The sequence below is a fragment of the Bacillus cereus group sp. MYBK79-1 genome, assembly GCF_051915365.1.
In the GTDB taxonomy this organism is placed as follows: Bacteria; Bacillota; Bacilli; order Bacillales; family Bacillaceae_G; genus Bacillus_A.
This window is the reverse complement of sequence record NZ_JBQAEO010000002.1, coordinates 1-17678: the sequence shown is the minus strand read 5'-3', so window position 1 is coordinate 17678 and position 17678 is coordinate 1. Positions and strand designations below refer to the sequence as shown.

Here is a 17678-nt window from a genome sequence, read left to right as displayed (position 1 = left end):
AGGAGGGTGTAGGAAATGACTGTACAAGAAATTTCACGAGTGATCGATGGCAAACGCGTTATTGTGAAGAAACCTGAACTGTTAATCCCTGCGGGTAACTTAGAAAAATTAAAAGTAGCTATCCATTACGGGGCAGATGCTGTATATTTAGGTGGACAAGAATTTGGTCTTCGTTCGAATGCAGGTAACTTTACACTGGAAGATATGGCAGAAGGTGTTGAATTTGCAAAAAAATATGGAGCGAAAATATATGTAACAACAAATATCTTTGCACATAATGAAAATATGGACGGGCTAGAGGAATATTTAAAAGGGATTGAAAAAGCTGGCGTAACGGGAATTATCGTTGCTGATCCGCTTATTATCGAGACGTGTAAACGTGTAGCACCTTCTGTTGAAGTGCATTTAAGTACACAACAATCACTATCCAACTGGAAAGCAGCACAGTATTGGAAAGAAGAAGGTTTACATCGTCTTGTATTAGCTCGTGAAGCAAGCTATGAAGAAATGAAAGAAATTAAAGAAAAAGTGGATATTGAAATTGAAGCATTCGTCCATGGTGCAATGTGTATCGCATATTCAGGCAGATGTACGTTAAGTAACCATATGACAGCACGTGACTCTAACCGTGGTGGTTGTTGTCAATCTTGCCGTTGGGACTATGATTTAGTTCAAACAGTATCACAACATAAAGATGCAAAAGAGCTGCCTCTATTCCAAGAAGAAGATGCTCACTTTGCAATGAGTCCAAAAGACTTAAATTTAATTTTATCAATTCCGAAAATGATTGAAATTGGAATTGATAGCTTAAAAGTTGAAGGACGTATGAAATCAATCCATTACGTAGCGACTGTAGCAACGGTATACCGTAAAGTAATTGATGCGTATTGTGCGGATCCGGATAATTTTGAGTTTAAACAAGAATGGTTAGATGAGCTTGATAAATGTGCAAATCGTGATACAGCTCCCGCATTCTTTGAAGGGGTTCCAGGACATCAAGAGCAAATGTTTGGAAATCATAGTAAGAAAACAACGTATGATTTCGCTGGTTTAGTGTTAGATTATAATGAAGAAACGGGCATTGTAACGATTGAGCAACGTAATCATTTCAAACCAGGACATGAAGTGGAGTTCTTTGGACCAGAAATAGAAAACTTTACGCAGACGGTGGAGAAAATTTGGGATGAGGATGGAAACGAATTAGATGCAGCGAGACATCCGTTGCAAATCGTGAAATTCAAAGTGGAACAACCAGTGTATGTGAATAATATGATGCGCAAAAGCATACTTCAATAAGAAAGAGTGATAGTCGAATGGGGACGAATAAGCCTGTTGTAATTGGAATTGCTGGTGGTTCGGGATCAGGTAAAACGAGTGTAACGAAAGCGATTTTTGACCATTTTAAAGGTCATTCTATTTTAATCTTAGAGCAAGATTATTATTACAAAGATCAAAGCCATTTACCAATGGAAGAGCGTTTAAAAACAAATTATGATCATCCGCTTGCGTTTGATAATGATCTGTTAATTGAACATTTGCAGCAGTTGCTTGCATATGAGCAAATTGATAAGCCTGTATATGACTATACATTGCATACGCGTTCAGAAGAAGTTATTCCAGTTGAGCCGAAAGATGTAATCATTTTAGAAGGAATTCTTATTTTAGAAGACCCACGTCTTTGTGAGTTAATGGACATTAAGCTATTCGTTGATACAGATGCAGATCTTCGTATTTTACGCCGCATGCAGCGTGATATTAAAGAACGCGGTCGTACGATGGATTCAGTTGTTGATCAATACGTAAGTGTTGTACGTCCAATGCACAATCAATTTATTGAGCCTTCTAAGAAATTTGCGGATATTATTATCCCTGAAGGTGGACAAAACCATGTTGCAATTGATATTATGGTGACAAAAATTGCAACAATTCTTGAACAAAAAGTAAATTTGTAATAGCATAGTAAAAGATATACGATAGGAAGGGATTTTTTCCCTTCCTATCGAATACAATGAAACATGCAACCTCATCTATATATAGGTGAGGGCATATTTATATCAACTTTCCATACATATCTTCTTTATATAAAGAAGAATTGGGAATACGGGGTTGTGTGTGACAACTCCGCTAGTACAGGCGTGCTAGAAACCTCCGCTCTATATAAGTGGGGGAGTTTTCATATGGAACTCCTCTTTTTTTCGGGGGATTGGTATATAAAAGGAGTGGAAAATATGGCAACAGAAAAAACATACCCTATGACGCAAGAGGGTAAGCAAAAGCTAGAGAACGAACTTGAAGATTTAAAAACGGTAAAACGTAAAGAAGTTGTAGAGCGAATTAAGATTGCACGTAGCTTTGGAGATCTTTCTGAGAACTCTGAGTACGATGCAGCGAAAGATGAGCAAGCATTCGTAGAAGGACGTATTACACAATTAGAAAACATGATTCGTAACGCAGTTATCATCACAGATAACGGCGAAGAATCTACAGTTGTTACATTAGGTAAAACAGTAACATTTAAAGAGTTACCAGGTGGAGATGAAGAATCTTACACAATCGTAGGTAGCGCAGAAGCAGATCCATTTGAAGGAAGAATTTCTAACGATTCTCCAATCGCAAAAAGCTTATTAGGTAAGCAAATTGGTGAGAAGGTAGCAATCCAAACTCCAGGTGGAGAAATGCAAGTAGAGATTATCTCTGTAAAATAATAAAAAATCACTCGTGTAAAAGCGAGTGATTTTTTTATTTGTATAAAAGATGAAACACTCCGTCCAAACTATAATAGACGAGGTGTTTTTTTATGAAGATAAAACGGAGAATTACAATTGTTTTAATTTGTTTTATATGTATCATGTTTATTTTACTTTGTCGTTTAATTCAAATACAAATTATAGATACAGAATCATTTACAGATCGTAAGATAAATTTAATTGAAAAAAGTGTTACACAACGGACGCAATCCATTACGGTAGATGATGGACGAGGTCATTTTATAGATCGGAACGGTAAGGAAATAGGTGAGGAAAAGTATCCTGTTTTAATTGTTTTTCCATTTCTACAAATAAAAAATGACATGTTAGAGAAAATTGCGCATATCATTGGTGTGTCGAGACAAGAGATTGAAATTCAAATGAAAGACAAGAAAAGTGCATTTATCATGCAAAGGGGAAATGGTCCATTTCGCTTGGCACGAGAGCAGATGGAGAAGGTAAATCAATTAAATGTATTAGGTATTGTAGCAGCTGAAGTTCGTTTACGGCAAACTGGTGCGATGAATCATTTAATTGGCGATGTGGGGGAGAATGAACGAGAATTTCAAAAACGATACGGAGAAGTGAGAAAAATTTCAAGGCAAACGCCAATTGGTATTTCAGGATTGCAGCAATCATTGGATGAATTTCTTTTGACCGATGGAGAGGCGAAAGTATTGTATCAAGTGGACCGACAAGGAGAACCGATTTTTGGAAAACAAGCGAAATATACTGCGCCTGGAAATCCGTTTTATCCAGTGACGATTCAAACTACTTTACATAACGGGTTACAGCAAAAAGCAGAAGAAGTGGTTGAAGCAAGCGAAATAAAGAAGGGGGGATTAGTATTACTTGATGTAAAGAAAAATGAAATTTTAGCGATGGTCAGTAAACCATCTGTACAGGTGAAGGATAAGCGTTTATATACAACTACACTTGAAAATCAAATGTTAACACCACATTTTCCCGGTTCTGTGTTTAAAACAATAGTTGCAGCGGCAGTGATTGATCAAAATGAAAATGTGTTTAATCGTACATTTAATTGTAATCAAGATTTATATGGTGAAGACCACCCACAAGTTATGATGGGTACACTTAGTTTTAAAGAGAGCTTTGCTAGAAGCTGTAACAGGACATTTTCAGAGTTAGGTAATGAGCTAATACAAAAGGATAATATGGTGTTAGAAACTTACGTAGCAGCGTTAGGAGCCGCTGGTAAGGTTGGATGGAAGGGTTCTGTATTTCATACAACTCATTTTGAGCAAATGCCAGAGGAGAAGAGGGTTATGATTTGGGGTAGTGAAGAAAATAAGAATAGTAAAAAGGCGGTAGCGCAAACAGCAATTGGACAGAAAGATGTACGTATGTCACCTCTAGCGATTGCAAATATGATGGCGACGATTGCTAGAGATGGAGAAAAGATGGAAGTGAAAGCTGTGGAAAAAATAATGTATAAAAATGGAACGGATTTTTATACATTTGAAGACCATACAATAGGCGGGAAACAGCTTTCGTATGAAGCGGTGAAAACATTACAAGAGTTATTAAGGGGCGTTGTAACAACGGAGAAAGGAACAGGAGCAGCATTCAGGTCGTTACCACTAAGTGTCGCTGGAAAATCTGGGACAGCGGAAACAGGAAAAGGGACGAAAGTGAATCGTTGGTTTGCAGGTTATTTTCCGTATGAAAATCCAAGATATGCTTTAGTTGTCGTGGATATAGAAACAAATAGCAATGGAAATAAAGTTACACCTATTTTCAAAGCTATCGTAGAATCAATCTATCGATTAGAGAATGAAAAGTAATCTTGCAATTCATAGTGAAATGTTTTCATTTCGTGAAAATATTATTGTAAATGTTCAACCTTTCTAGATTTAATGTTACAATAGCAAGTATGAAAAACTGCATGGAGGTTTGAAGAATGGCAGGAGGATCTAGATTCCAACAGAAACAACAAAAACGTCGTCAAAACGGTGTTTTAAATATTGCAATTGCAATTGTATTAATATTAGTAGCTATTGTATCATATCAATTGTTTGTTCCTGAAAGAAAAGAACAAGCGTCTTCTAGTGATAAAAAAGTAGCTCAGCAAACAACGAAAGAGAATAAGTCTGAGAAAGCTAAAGGCAAAGAAGAGACGAAGAAGAACGAGCAAGATAAGGCAGAAGCTAAGAAGAAAGAAGAAGAAGAGAAGCTAAAGGCTGAAGAAGAACAGAAAAAAGCTGAAGAAGAAGCGAAAGCTGACGAGAAAGCACCAGCTGAAAAAACACAGTCACAGGCAACAGATGCTTATACGAAATCTTCTTGGAAGCCAGTAGGTACAGAGCAAGGTGCAACACCTGCGATGACGTTTAAAAAAGGTACAGCAGATTGGAATGAGATGAATCAAGCTATTTCAGCTGCAATTGACGTTCCAGTAGAGCAATTAGTTATTCATCGAATCGGAAATAACGGTAAAAATAAAGCTTACGGTAACGTACAAGATAAACAATCGGGTAAAAAATATTATGTGAATATTGATTGGGTAGAAAATGAGGGCTGGAAACCAGTACTTGTTCAAACTCTGAACTAAAAAAGAGAGGCTCCTTAGGAGCTTCTCTTTTTTAGTTAGCGTAATTTCTTTAATTTAAAATGAACAACCGCGCTGTAATATGGCCTTTTGCTTTCGGGATCCATAACCATTTGATGCGAGATGTGATGAACTTCAAGCATAAGTGCTTTATTATTATCGATTTGTTCACTAATTTTTCGTTCCAAAGAAGCTAAGTCTCCTGCTTCGAAAAACTCTACTTTATCTTCTAACATTTCAAAGGTAAATGACATGAAGACGGCCCCTCTCCTATGTAATCAACTATAGTGTAACAAAGAAAAGAAGGAAATGCCATGTACATTTCAATTGACATTTTTAGAAAGAGGGCATATCATACTGATAAAACCGATAAGAAAAAGGGGAATTTTTATGGGTACAGAATTTAATGGTTTATTTGATGAGTGGGCTCATACGTACGACTCATTTGTACAAGGCGAAGATATACAATATAAAGAAGTGTTCGCCCATTATGAGGACATTCTAGAGGATGTAGTTAACAAGTCATTTGGTAATGTATTAGAATTTGGTGTTGGTACTGGTAATTTAACAAATAAATTATTACTTGCTGGCCGCACAGTTTACGGTATAGAGCCGTCACGTGAAATGCGCATGATTGCAAAAGAGAAATTGCCGCAAGAGTTTTCTATTACAGAAGGTGATTTTCTATCGTTTGAAGTCCCAAATTCAATTGATACCATAGTAAGCACCTATGCATTTCATCATTTAACAGATGATGAAAAAAATGTAGCGATTGCGAAGTATAGTCAATTGCTAAACAAAGGTGGTAAAATAGTGTTTGCTGATACGATATTTGCAGATCAAGATGCATATGATAAAACTGTTGAAACAGCAAAACAAAGAGGTTTTCATCAGTTAGCAAACGATTTGCAAACTGAATACTATACACGTATTCCAGTCATGCAGTCTATTTTTGAAAACAATGGCTTCCATGTAACGTTTACGAGATTAAATCATTTCGTTTGGGTAATGGAGGCAACTAAGCAATAGAAAGAGGGATTAGATTGAGAATTGCTGTAATTGGAGCAATGGAAGAAGAAGTACGTATTTTACGTGACAAATTAGAACAAGCAGAAACAGAAACGGTTGCGGGTTGTGAATTTACGAAAGGGCAATTAGCAGGACATGAAGTAATCTTGTTAAAGTCTGGTATTGGTAAAGTAAATGCAGCGATGTCAACGACAATTTTATTAGAAAGATATAAGCCTGAAAAAGTAATTAATACTGGTTCAGCTGGTGGCTTCCATCATTCTCTAAACGTTGGAGATGTAGTTATTTCAACAGAAGTTCGTCATCATGACGTAGATGTAACAGCATTTAACTATGAGTATGGTCAAGTACCAGGAATGCCTCCTGGATTCAAGGCTGATGAAGCATTAGTTGCATTAGCTGAGAAATGTATGCAGACAGAAGAAAATATTCAAGTTGTAAAAGGTATGATTGCAACAGGTGATTCATTTATGAGTGATCCGAACCGCGTTGCAGCAATTCGTGATAAATTCGAAAATCTTTATGCAGTAGAAATGGAAGCAGCAGCTGTTGCACAAGTATGCCACCAATATGAAGTTCCGTTTGTTATTATTCGTGCACTTTCTGATATTGCTGGTAAAGAATCAAATGTTTCATTTGATCAATTTTTAGATCAAGCAGCTCTTCATTCTACAAACTTTATCGTAAAAGTACTAGAAGAGTTAAAGTAATGTAACAAAAAGGCAACTGTCTCATATAAAGAAAATACATACAGTTGCCTTTTCTTTATTGGCAAATAAGGGGGAGAACACGATGAATGTATATCGTGGAGTTCATGAGTTGATTGGTCATACACCAATTGTAGAAATTACTCGTTTTTCACTTCCAGAAGGGGTCCGTTTATTTGCAAAGCTTGAATTTTATAACCCAGGTGGAAGCGTTAAGGACCGTTTAGGAAGAGAATTAATCGAAGATGCGCTAGAAAAAGGGCTTGTTACCCAGGGTGGAACAATTATTGAACCGACTGCTGGAAATACTGGTATTGGACTGGCACTTGCAGCGTTACAACATGATTTACGCGTTATTGTTTGTGTACCAGAGAAATTTAGTATTGAAAAACAAGAATTAATGAAAGCGCTAGGCGCAACGGTCGTGCATACACCAACTGAGCAAGGAATGACCGGTGCAATTGCAAAAGCAAAAGAATTAGTAAATGAAATACCGAATTCATACTCTCCAAGTCAGTTTGCGAATGAAGCAAACCCTCGTGCTTATTTCAAAACACTAGGTCCTGAACTTTGGTCGGCACTTAACGGAGAGATTAACATATTTGTTGCAGGAGCAGGAACTGGTGGTACATTCATGGGGACTGCATCTTATTTGAAAGAAAAAAATGTAGATATAAAAACGGTTATTGTGGAACCAGAAGGATCCATTTTAAATGGTGGTAAAGCTGGTTCGCATGAAACAGAAGGGATCGGCCTTGAATTCATCCCGCCATTTTTGAAAACATCTTATTTTGATGAAATTCATACAATTTCTGATCGAAATGCATTTTTACGAGTAAAGGAATTAGCGCAAAAAGAAGGACTGCTTGTTGGGAGCTCTTCAGGAGCGGCATTTCATGCAAGTTTACTTGAAGCAGAGCAAGCGGCGCCAGGTACAAATATTGTAACGATTTTTCCTGATAGTAGTGAGCGTTATTTAAGTAAAGACATATACAAAGGATGGGAATAAAAAATGAGAGCAAAGACAAAGTTAATTCATGGTATTCGCATAGGAGAACCTTCAACTGGATCTGTAAATGTACCGATTTATCAAACAAGTACGTACAAACAAGAAGCGGTTGGTAAGCATCAAGGATATGAATATTCACGTACAGGCAATCCAACACGTGCAGCTTTAGAAGAAATGATTGCAGTATTAGAAAACGGTCATGCTGGTTTTGCATTTGGTTCAGGAATGGCTGCTATTACAGCTACAATTATGTTGTTCTCAAAAGGTGACCACGTTATTTTAACAGATGATGTGTATGGTGGAACGTACCGCGTTATCACGAAAGTATTAAATCGCTTCGGTATTGAGCATACATTTGTAGATACAACCAACTTAGAGGAAGTTGTAGAAGCAATTCGTCCAAACACGAAAGCAATTTATGTGGAAACACCAACGAACCCATTATTGAAAATTACTGATATTAAGAAAATATCTACTCTTGCTAAAGAGAAAGATTTATTAACAATTATCGATAACACATTCATGACGCCATATTGGCAGTCGCCGATTACTTTAGGAGCAGACATTGTACTTCATAGTGCAACGAAATATTTAGGAGGTCATAGTGATGTAGTTGCAGGCCTAGTAGTTGTAAATAGCCCGCAATTAGCAGAAGACCTTCACTTTGTACAAAACTCAACAGGAGGCATTCTTGGCCCACAAGATAGCTTCTTACTACTTCGTGGTTTAAAAACATTAGGAATTCGAATGGAAGAGCATGAAACGAATTCACGTGCAATTGCCGAGTTTTTAAATAACCATCCAAAAGTAAATAAAGTATATTACCCAGGTCTTGCATCACATCAAAACCATGAACTAGCAACAGAACAAGCAAATGGATTTGGTGCTATTATCTCATTTGATGTAGATAGTGAAGAAACATTAAATAAAGTACTTGGGAAATTACAATACTTTACACTTGCTGAAAGTTTAGGGGCAGTAGAAAGTTTAATTTCTATCCCATCTCAAATGACACATGCATCAATCCCAGCAGATCGCCGCAAAGAATTGGGAATTACAGATACATTAATTCGTATTTCTGTCGGTATTGAAGACGGTGAAGATTTAATTGAAGATCTAGCGCAAGCGCTAGCATAGTAAAAATGCACTGCTCATATAGGCGGTGCATTTTTATTACATTATTTTGTGAAACTTTTCACAAAATAGACATACACAAATGAAATAATTTCGTGTATATTAAATTCATGAAATGTTACTCACGAACAAACTTGTGAAATGTTTCACAAACAATGAGGTTCATGTAGGAAAGCAACTCTATTTTTTTTGCGCTAATCGGGACTTATTATGACCTATAGGGTCTTGTTTAGTCCACGATAGCAGAATAGGAGGAATTTACATGGTAGTCAAAGAGAAAGTTGTAAATGACATGCAGGAAGTAAAAGAGATGATTGATACGTTAGTGAATAACGGTCAAAAGGCTTTACAAGCATTAGAAAGTTTTACACAAGAGCAAATTGACAACATTGTTCATGAAATGGCATTAGCAGGTGTTGATCAGCATATGCCGCTTGCGAAGTTGGCTGTTGAAGAAACGGGTCGTGGTGTATATGAAGATAAATGTATTAAAAATATTTTTGCTACTGAATATATTTGGCATAGCATAAAGAAAGATAAAACAGTAGGGATCATTCACGAAGATCCTCATGAAGAAATAATAGAAATTGCGGAACCTGTCGGTGTAGTAGCTGGGGTAACGCCAGTAACGAATCCAACGTCGACAACAATGTTCAAAGCATTAGTCGCGATAAAAACGAGAAATCCAATTATTTTCGCATTTCATCCTTCAGCACAAAACTGTTCCATTGCAGCGGCGAAAACAGTATATGATGCAGCGGTGAAGGCAGGTGCACCAAAACATTGTATTCAGTGGATTGAAAAAACTTCTGTAGAAGCAACGAAACAATTAATGAACCATGAGGGTGTTGCACTTGTTTTGGCAACTGGAGGAGCAGCTATGGTGAAATCAGCTTATTCTACTGGAAAACCAGCGCTAGGTGTAGGTCCTGGTAATGTACCATGTTATATAGAGAAGTCAGCACATATAAAACGAGCAGTTAATGATTTAATTTTATCAAAAACATTTGATAACGGTATGATTTGTGCATCAGAACAAGCAATCATTGTGGACAAGGAAATTTATGATGATGTGAAAACAGAAATGATTGCAAACAATTGTTACTTTGTAACAGAGGAAGAGAGAAGAAAATTAGAAAAGCTTGTTATTAATGAAAATACATGTGCAGTAAATAGTGATATTGTAGGGAAATCCGCACAGTATATTGCCGAATTAGTTGGAATTACTGTGCCTGAAAATACAAAAATGCTTGTAGCTGAAATACAAGGTATCGGAGCAGCATATCCACTATCTCGTGAGAAATTGAGTCCAGTATTAGCTTGTGTAAAAGCAAATTCATTAGAAGAAGGATTTACATATTGCGAAGAAATGTTAAACCTCGGTGGTTTAGGTCATTCAGCAGTTATTCATTCTACAAATAAAGAAGTACAAAAGCAGTTTGGATTACGTATGAAAGCTTGCCGTCTTATTGTAAACGCCCCTTCATCACAAGGTGGAATCGGTGACATATATAATGGATTTATTCCATCACTTACGCTTGGTTGCGGCTCGTATGGGAAAAACTCAGTTTCTCAAAACGTAACAGCGACGCATTTATTAAATATAAAAAGGTTGGCAAATAGAAAAAAGAATATGCAGTGGTTCAAATTACCACCAAAAATTTATTTTGAAAAACATGCGACAGCATATTTAGCAAATATGCCTAACATTTCACGTGCATTTATTGTAACGGATCCAGGAATGGTTGAGCACGGATATGTAGATACGGTTACGCATTATTTACGTAAACATGCAAATGATGTAAAAGTCGAAGTTTTCTTTGAGGTCGAGCCAGATCCATCAGATGAAACTGTGTTTAAAGGTGCGGAAATGATGAGAAGTTTTAAGCCAGATGTAATTATCGCACTTGGTGGTGGTTCAGCTATGGATGCAGCGAAAGGGATGTGGCTTTTCTATGAGCGCCCAGAAACAACATTCTATGGAATTAAACAGAAGTTTTTAGATATAAGAAAACGTACATGTAAATATCCGGAATTAGGAAGTAAGGCGCAGTTTGTTGCCATTCCAACAACATCAGGAACAGGATCAGAAGTGACACCATTTGCGGTTATTACAGATAAGAAAAATAATATAAAGTATCCGCTCGCGGATTATGAATTAACACCAGATGTAGCAATTGTTGATCCACAGTTTGTAATGACAGTACCACCACATGTAACAGCAGACACTGGTATGGACGTATTGACACATGCAATCGAGGCGTATGTGTCTGTTCTAGCAAATGACTATACAGATGGATTAGCATTAAAGGCCATTGATCTCGTATTTAAATATTTACCAAGAGCATTTAAAGATGGGAATGACGAAGAAGCACGAGAAAAAATGCATAATGCTTCTGCAATCGCAGGGATGGCATTTGCAAATGCTTTCCTAGGTATTAATCACAGCTTAGCACATAAAATTGGACCAGAATTTCATATTCCGCATGGGCGTGCGAATGCAATTCTTATGCCGCACGTAGTTCGCTATAATGCTATTAAGCCAAGAAAACATGCGTTGTTCCCAAAATATGAGCACTTTGTAGCTGATGAACGTTATGCACATATTGCGAGAATGCTTGGGCTTCCAGCAGGCTCGACAGCAGAAGGTGTGGAATCACTCGTCCAAGCGATTATTGAGCTTGGAAAAAGCTTAAATATAAATATGAGTATTGCAGGACAAGGAGTTGCTAAAGACCAATTTGAAGAGATTTTTGGATTATTAGCAGAAAGAGCTTTTGAAGATCAATGTACAACAGCTAATCCAAAATTACCTCTCATTTCAGAGTTGAAAGCAATTTATATGGAAGCATATAAAGGGGAGTAATGGTTATGAAAGAGTCGCAATAAAGCGGCTCTTTTTCATTTGGAAAACATCTCCCAGAATGGCTGTATTTACTGGTCTTTAAGTTTAATAGAATATGATACAGTGAAATAGGGGAGTGAGAATATAATGAAAGAATTACAAGGGAAAATAGAAGATTATACTCGGTTCGGACAAATCCTTCTCGCTGTAAGTACATTGTTAATGGTTGGCTTATTGATTCCGAATGGAGCAAAAGAAACAATACAATCTTTTGTTATGATGGGGAGCACCATTATATTTTTAAGTTTATCATTCTTTTTCTTTCAGCGTGTGAAAGTGATGCGAGATCAGTTAGAGGGAAATGAATGTGAGTAATATTATGAAATAGAGCACTACGAAAAGAACGAATCTTTTTGTAGTGCTTTTTGTTTTTGTAAAAAATGTATGCGGTTTATATTGACAATGATAATCCTTATCAATTAAAGTAGAATAGTAGTTAATGATTATCATTATCAGTTAGAGGTGGAAGAATGAAAAAATCTATTACGCTATTCACAGCGATTTTATCTATTTTTTTCTTGTTAATAGGTTGCAATGCAAAGGGAGACGAAAAAGCATCTGCAACAAAAACAGAAAAAGGAAAAGAGAAAATCGAAGTTACCGACCTGTCAGGAAGAAAGGTAACATTCGATAAAGTGCCAGAGAGTTTTGCAACATTAAGTATGGGAGACATGAATATTATTCATGCGTTGGGCGGAAAAATAGTGGGTCGTCCGGATGCAAAAATAACTCTTCCAGAGGATATAAAGAAAGTACAAGTAATTGGGAATGCACATCAGCCGAACTTTGAGCAAATTGCCAGCTTAAAGCCTGATGTACTTATTGCTAACAATGGTTTCCAAAAGAATGTTCCAACGGTTGAAGGACAGGGAACGAAAGTAATGATTTCTTCTGCGAATTCTGTACAAGATATTCAAAAGAGTATTGAACTATATGGAACGATAATGAAGAAAGAAGATAAAGCAAAAGAACTGAACCAAAAAATTAATGATCAAATGAAGACATATGAGAAAAAGAGCGATGTGAAAGCATTGCTAGTGTATGGAGCACCAGGTACTTATTTAGCGGCATTACCAACATCTTTATCAGGTGATATTTTAGAAAAAACAGGCGGGAAAAATATTGCAGCTGATTTTCCAGAAATGAAGGAATATCCGCAATATGCACAGCTAAGCGTAGAACGCATTATTGAGGCAAATCCAGATGTGATTTATTTGATTACACATGGAGATCCAAATAGCGTTAAAAAAGCATTTGAAGGCGAAATGTTGAAAAATGAAGCGTGGAAAAATTTAGATGCAGTAAAACAAAATCGTGTAGTTATTTTGCCACCTGACTTATTTGGATCAAATCCTGGAACAAAAGTTACAGAAGCAATGGACTTTATGTATAAAAGTATACAAGATGTAAGGAAATGATAAGTATGGAAAGTAGTGAAGTGGTAAGGGAAAAGGAGCATCCTTTTGCGAAAAAAAGATGGATAATAGCAGTTACTTTAGTTGTATTAGCGATTCTAGGTCTTTTTTACGGTCTTTTCGCAGGAAGCCTATCCTTTTCTTTACGAGATATTCTAACAGGCATACAAGATGAAGGTTCGACGGTTCATCGAATTGTATGGGACCTTCGTATACCGAGAGTGCTCGTTGGATTTATAGTAGGAACATGTTTAGCAGCATCTGGTGCACTGCTGCAAGGGGTTATGAGAAATCCTCTTGCAGACCCTGGTATTATCGGGGTTTCATCTGGAGCAGGCCTTGTAGCAATTGTAATTATGATTTTATTCCCTCAGCATATGGCATTTTTACCGCTCGGGGCGTTTTTAGGAGCTTTCATAACGGCGATGGTCATTTATGCTTTATCATGGCAAAAAGGGGCACCGCCTTCCAGGATTGTCTTAGTAGGTGTGTCGATCAATGCATTAATTGGTGCAGCGACGTCAGCGTTAATGTTATTACATAGTGATAAAGTACAATCCGTGTTACCGTGGTTAGCGGGTGGCATTGGTGGTGTAAGTTGGGCACATTTAAACATGATTATTTATTATGCAATATTCGCTATTATATTAGCCTTCTTTGGTATTAAGCATATTCGAGTATTAATGCTTGGAGATGAAATGGCGAAATTATTAGGTTATAACGTGGAGAGAAGCCGGTTTTATTTAATAGTAGTAAGTACACTATTAGCTGGAATTGCAGTTAGTGTTTCTGGTCTTATTGGATTTGTCGGTCTTGTCGTACCACATATGTTACGTTTATTAGTTGGAAATGACTATAAATATTTACTGCCATTATCATGCCTTGGCGGAGGGATATTACTTGTTTTCGCGGATGCGATAGCTCGAAGTTGGTTCGATCCAATTGAATTGCCTGTTGGTATTTTATTATCCTTCTTAGGCGGTCCGTTCTTCTTATATTTAATTCATAGAGGAGGAAGACAACGTGATTTCCGTTAATAAAGTGTTTTACGCACATTCTGAAAGATTTCAAATGCAAAATATGAATGTACATATTAAAGCTGGAGAGGTCGTTAGTTTAATTGGACCGAATGGGTCGGGGAAATCTACTTTGCTTCGTTTAATGGCAAGACTACTTAAACAAAGCGAAGGGGATATCATTTTAGATGGAAAAAGTATTCATACGATGAAAAGTGCCGATGTAGCGAAGCAATTAGCGATGTTACCACAAATGCATGATCATCAATTAGATTTAACGGTGAAAGAATTAATCGAATTTGGAAGAGGCCCGCATAAATCATGGAGTGGTCGCTTTAATAAAGAAGATGAAGAAATTGTTGATTGGGCATTGTCTGTTACAAATCTTGAAGGGTATGAATATCGTCTTTTACAATCTTTATCAGGAGGAGAGAGACAACGTGCCTGGATTGCAATGACGCTAGCACAACGTACAAATGTCTTATTATTGGATGAGCCAACAACCTTTTTAGATATCGTTCATCAGTTGGAAGTCATGGAACTTGTGAAACGATTAAACGAGGAGTTTGGTATGACAATTGTAATGGTTTTACATGATATTAACCAAGCGGCTCAATATAGTGATCGTTTACTCGTATTAAAGCGAGGGAAGCTTCAGTATGACGGTGTACCAGAAGAAGTGTTATGTCATGAAATGTTTCAACGTGTGTTCGGCATAGAGGTAGATATTTTTCAAGGTAGCGACAAGCCATTCTTTACACCAAAACGAATTTCTAAAAAAGGAGGAGCAAGATGCGAACAGAAGAACGTATTACCACTGAGTTAGTAAGAGAATTTGTTATGGCAGCTCACGGAGATTTAGAGAAAGTACAAGAACTGTTGGCTGAATCGCCAAGCTTACTTCATGCCTCTTACAATTGGGGCGGATCAGATTGGGAAAGTGCGTTAGGAGCAGCGGCACATGTAGGTCGTAAAGATATTGCTCTTTATTTATTAGAAAAGGGTGCTCGAATGGATATTTTCGCGGCTGCTATGCTCGGTGAATTAGAAGTTGTACAAGCTATTTTAGTAGCACAACCAGAAGCATTACGTGCATCTGGTCCACATGGTATTTCCCTTCTTCAGCATGCACGAATGGGTGGAGAAAAAGCACAGCGTGTATTTGAGTACTTAACGGTGCTCTCTTAATGACCGCCAAGGTTCTTATGTGCGGTAAACTTTTCACTTTCATATAATTGAAAAGTTTACCGCCCGTTAGAACGGGATAAGTATCTAGTATAATTGAAAATCCTACACCCCCCTCAATTGTAGTTTTCTTTATGCTAGTTATGATATGGATGCAGTAGACAACATTTGTCTACTGTCTTTTTTTATTCTTTAAGGAGTGAATATTCTGTATTTTTATATTCGTTCATTTATAATGGATAGTAACATTTAGTATATATCTAAAACATGATCGTGTAGTTAAGTACAAATTCGTGGGAAGGAGTGCAGAAATGTTTCATACAGATCGTTTACAAATTCGCAAATATACAATGGATGATTTACAGTTCTACGCTTCACTATGGGGAAATGAGAAGGTAATGCGCTATATTGGAAATGGGACGTTAAAAACATATATGCAATGTAAAAAAAGTTTGGAGGAATGGGTGATTCCTAGCTATAAAAACGGTCTCGGTTTATTTGTATTGATTGAAAAGGAAACGGGAATACGAATTGGTCATGCAGGATTAGTAAAGCAGCAAATAGATGGAAAAGAGGAAATTGAAATTGGTTATTGGTTATTGCCTCAGTATTGGGGAAAAGGTTATGCGAAAGAAGCTGCGGCAGCATTTCGAGAATATGGCTTCCAAGCGTTACGAATGAATAAGTTAATTTCTCTTATTAATCCAGACCACCCCGCCTCAATATTTGTTGCTAGAAAAACTGGGCTTAGTTATGAGAAGACAACTTCATTTCATGGGATGGATATTCTCGTGTATTCCATTAAGCGAATTGGGTGAAAAAAGGTAAATTGCATCTTTTGAAGAATGGTATATAAAAATAAAGGGGGGATTACATGTACATTTATCATAATGGACTTATTATTCGTGAGGGAACGAATGGTGTACCTGCATATGCAATTAAAACCTTATTCGAAGATGCCGGTTGGAGCAATGATAATATCCCTTCTTGGCAAATTGAAAAATTTACGATAGCATTTGAAAATTCAACGTGGGCATTCACAATATGGGATGAAGAAGAGGTGGTTGCGATGGTTAGGGTCATTTCTGATGGAATCATGGTCGCGAACATAGTAAATTTAGTTGTGAAATGTGAATATAGAGGGAAGGGACTAGGTAAGAAACTTGTCGCTCTTTGTTTGCAAAAGCTACCACATGGAGACTGGTTTGCACATACATCTGCGAGTAATTTTGATTTTTATAGAAGTTGTGGTTTTGAGGTGAGAGAGCTATCGAGAAATGGAACATGTGCGTACTATGGATATCAAATAGCAAAAAAAGATGGGCACCGATAAAGAGAAACAGTAGTATGGAAAAAGACTCGCTATTTTAATAATATAAACTGAACTAAGACGCATTTTATGATAAAATGAAAGAAAATTCTGTTTATTATTAGGGGGATAAAAATGAGTATAAAGGTTGGGGATGTATTTAAATACGAAAGAAGATTCACTGAGGAAGAGGTTTTTGAATTTGCAAATATTACAGGAGATAAAGGTAGGCATCATATGGAATATGATGAAAATGGACGTTTAATGGTTCATGGTTTATTGACTGCTAGTATTGGAACGAAAGTAGGCGAAGAATTACATTACATAGCAAGAGAATTAGTAAGTGAGTTTATTAGGCCAGTTTTTACAGGAGATACGATTACTTGTGAATTAACTTTAACAAATATTGAACAGATGGAAGGATACAAAAAGGTTTCAATAGAGTCAGTTTATCGCAATCAAGACGAAAAGACTGTACTAGTTGGGACAAGCTATGGAGTTATAAGGGGATAAAAAGAAGCCTGATTTACAGGCTTCTTTTTCAGAGTGTTGGGAAACCCTTTAGGGTTCCCAACACTCTGATATCTTTTTTGATTTTAATGAAAGCAAACAACATGAAATAATAGAATTTAGAAAAATAGCCCTCCACTAAC

General features: G+C 36.8%; 19 protein-coding genes. 18 read left to right on the top strand and 1 reads right to left on the bottom strand.

The window, feature by feature from the left end:
- Window positions 1-15 precede the first annotated feature (15 nt).
- The 5 genes from ACTFOB_RS04810 to ACTFOB_RS04790 all read left to right on the top strand — a co-directional run bounded on the left by ACTFOB_RS04810 (window position 16) and on the right by ACTFOB_RS04790 (window position 5319).
- Window positions 16-1296, top strand: a complete 1281-nt coding sequence (locus tag ACTFOB_RS04810; RefSeq protein ID WP_327958374.1) for a peptidase U32 family protein — start codon at window positions 16-18, stop codon at window positions 1294-1296.
- A gap of 17 nt (window positions 1297-1313) precedes the next feature.
- A complete protein-coding gene (gene udk / locus ACTFOB_RS04805) occupies window positions 1314-1952 on the top strand; it encodes a uridine kinase (protein ID WP_000537083.1) in 639 nt (212 codons plus the stop codon).
- A 276-nt stretch (window positions 1953-2228) separates the two neighbouring features.
- Window positions 2229-2705 carry a transcription elongation factor GreA gene (gene greA / locus ACTFOB_RS04800; RefSeq protein ID WP_000179964.1) on the top strand — a complete coding sequence of 159 codons (477 nt, stop codon included), beginning with the start codon at window positions 2229-2231 and terminating at the stop codon, window positions 2703-2705.
- A 92-nt stretch (window positions 2706-2797) separates the two neighbouring features.
- A complete protein-coding gene (locus ACTFOB_RS04795) occupies window positions 2798-4552 on the top strand; it encodes a peptidoglycan D,D-transpeptidase FtsI family protein (RefSeq protein ID WP_440024822.1) in 1755 nt (584 codons plus the stop codon).
- A gap of 116 nt (window positions 4553-4668) precedes the next feature.
- Window positions 4669-5319, top strand: a complete 651-nt coding sequence (locus ACTFOB_RS04790; RefSeq protein WP_440024820.1) for a YrrS family protein — start codon at window positions 4669-4671, stop codon at window positions 5317-5319.
- 35 nt (window positions 5320-5354) lie between these two features.
- Here the strand turns inward: ACTFOB_RS04790 and ACTFOB_RS04785 are convergent, their stop codons facing one another.
- Window positions 5355-5570, bottom strand: coding sequence for a YrzA family protein (locus ACTFOB_RS04785; RefSeq protein WP_000010984.1), 216 nt, complete (start codon window positions 5568-5570; stop codon window positions 5355-5357).
- Between the two features lie 136 nt (window positions 5571-5706).
- On the opposite strand from ACTFOB_RS04785, the gene ACTFOB_RS04780 reads away from it, so the two are divergent.
- The 13 genes from ACTFOB_RS04780 to ACTFOB_RS04720 all read left to right on the top strand — a co-directional run bounded on the left by ACTFOB_RS04780 (window position 5707) and on the right by ACTFOB_RS04720 (window position 17538).
- The gene (locus ACTFOB_RS04780; protein ID WP_098670110.1) at window positions 5707-6345 is read left to right on the top strand and encodes a class I SAM-dependent DNA methyltransferase; all 639 of its coding nucleotides are present in this window, start codon (window positions 5707-5709) and stop codon (window positions 6343-6345) included.
- A gap of 14 nt (window positions 6346-6359) precedes the next feature.
- Window positions 6360-7055: a 5'-methylthioadenosine/S-adenosylhomocysteine nucleosidase gene (gene mtnN / locus ACTFOB_RS04775; protein WP_063260762.1), complete on the top strand. Its 696-nt coding sequence runs from the start codon at window positions 6360-6362 to the stop codon at window positions 7053-7055.
- An 82-nt stretch (window positions 7056-7137) separates the two neighbouring features.
- Window positions 7138-8061, top strand: a complete 924-nt coding sequence (locus tag ACTFOB_RS04770) for an O-acetylserine dependent cystathionine beta-synthase (RefSeq protein WP_048562250.1) — start codon at window positions 7138-7140, stop codon at window positions 8059-8061.
- A 3-nt stretch (window positions 8062-8064) separates the two neighbouring features.
- Entirely contained in the window at window positions 8065-9198 is a 1134-nt protein-coding gene (locus ACTFOB_RS04765) for a bifunctional cystathionine gamma-lyase/homocysteine desulfhydrase (protein WP_440024818.1), read from the top strand.
- Window positions 9199-9457: 259 nt separating this feature from the next.
- Window positions 9458-12061, top strand: a complete 2604-nt coding sequence (adhE, locus tag ACTFOB_RS04760) for a bifunctional acetaldehyde-CoA/alcohol dehydrogenase (RefSeq protein ID WP_440024816.1) — start codon at window positions 9458-9460, stop codon at window positions 12059-12061.
- Window positions 12062-12187: 126 nt separating this feature from the next.
- Entirely contained in the window at window positions 12188-12415 is a 228-nt protein-coding gene (locus ACTFOB_RS04755; RefSeq protein ID WP_000661459.1) for a YrhC family protein, read from the top strand.
- A 155-nt stretch (window positions 12416-12570) separates the two neighbouring features.
- Complete coding sequence (locus ACTFOB_RS04750) at window positions 12571-13518, top strand: helical backbone metal receptor (RefSeq protein ID WP_440024815.1); 948 nt, start codon at window positions 12571-12573, stop codon at window positions 13516-13518.
- A 5-nt stretch (window positions 13519-13523) separates the two neighbouring features.
- Window positions 13524-14552: a FecCD family ABC transporter permease gene (locus tag ACTFOB_RS04745; RefSeq protein ID WP_440024814.1), complete on the top strand. Its 1029-nt coding sequence runs from the start codon at window positions 13524-13526 to the stop codon at window positions 14550-14552.
- Window positions 14539-15357, top strand: coding sequence for an ABC transporter ATP-binding protein (locus ACTFOB_RS04740; protein ID WP_151633625.1), 819 nt, complete (start codon window positions 14539-14541; stop codon window positions 15355-15357). The genes ACTFOB_RS04745 and ACTFOB_RS04740 overlap by 14 nt, the downstream gene beginning before the upstream one ends.
- On the top strand, window positions 15324-15719 hold the full coding sequence (locus ACTFOB_RS04735; RefSeq protein ID WP_061677232.1) for an ankyrin repeat domain-containing protein: 396 nt from the start codon (window positions 15324-15326) through the stop codon (window positions 15717-15719). The genes ACTFOB_RS04740 and ACTFOB_RS04735 overlap by 34 nt, the downstream gene beginning before the upstream one ends.
- Before the next feature lie 308 nt (window positions 15720-16027).
- Complete coding sequence (locus ACTFOB_RS04730; protein WP_440024811.1) at window positions 16028-16534, top strand: GNAT family N-acetyltransferase; 507 nt, start codon at window positions 16028-16030, stop codon at window positions 16532-16534.
- 56 nt (window positions 16535-16590) lie between these two features.
- Entirely contained in the window at window positions 16591-17049 is a 459-nt protein-coding gene (locus ACTFOB_RS04725; RefSeq protein WP_440024810.1) for a GNAT family N-acetyltransferase, read from the top strand.
- Window positions 17050-17160: 111 nt separating this feature from the next.
- The gene (locus tag ACTFOB_RS04720) at window positions 17161-17538 is read left to right on the top strand and encodes a MaoC/PaaZ C-terminal domain-containing protein (RefSeq protein ID WP_151633631.1); all 378 of its coding nucleotides are present in this window, start codon (window positions 17161-17163) and stop codon (window positions 17536-17538) included.
- Window positions 17539-17678: the final 140 nt, after the last annotated feature.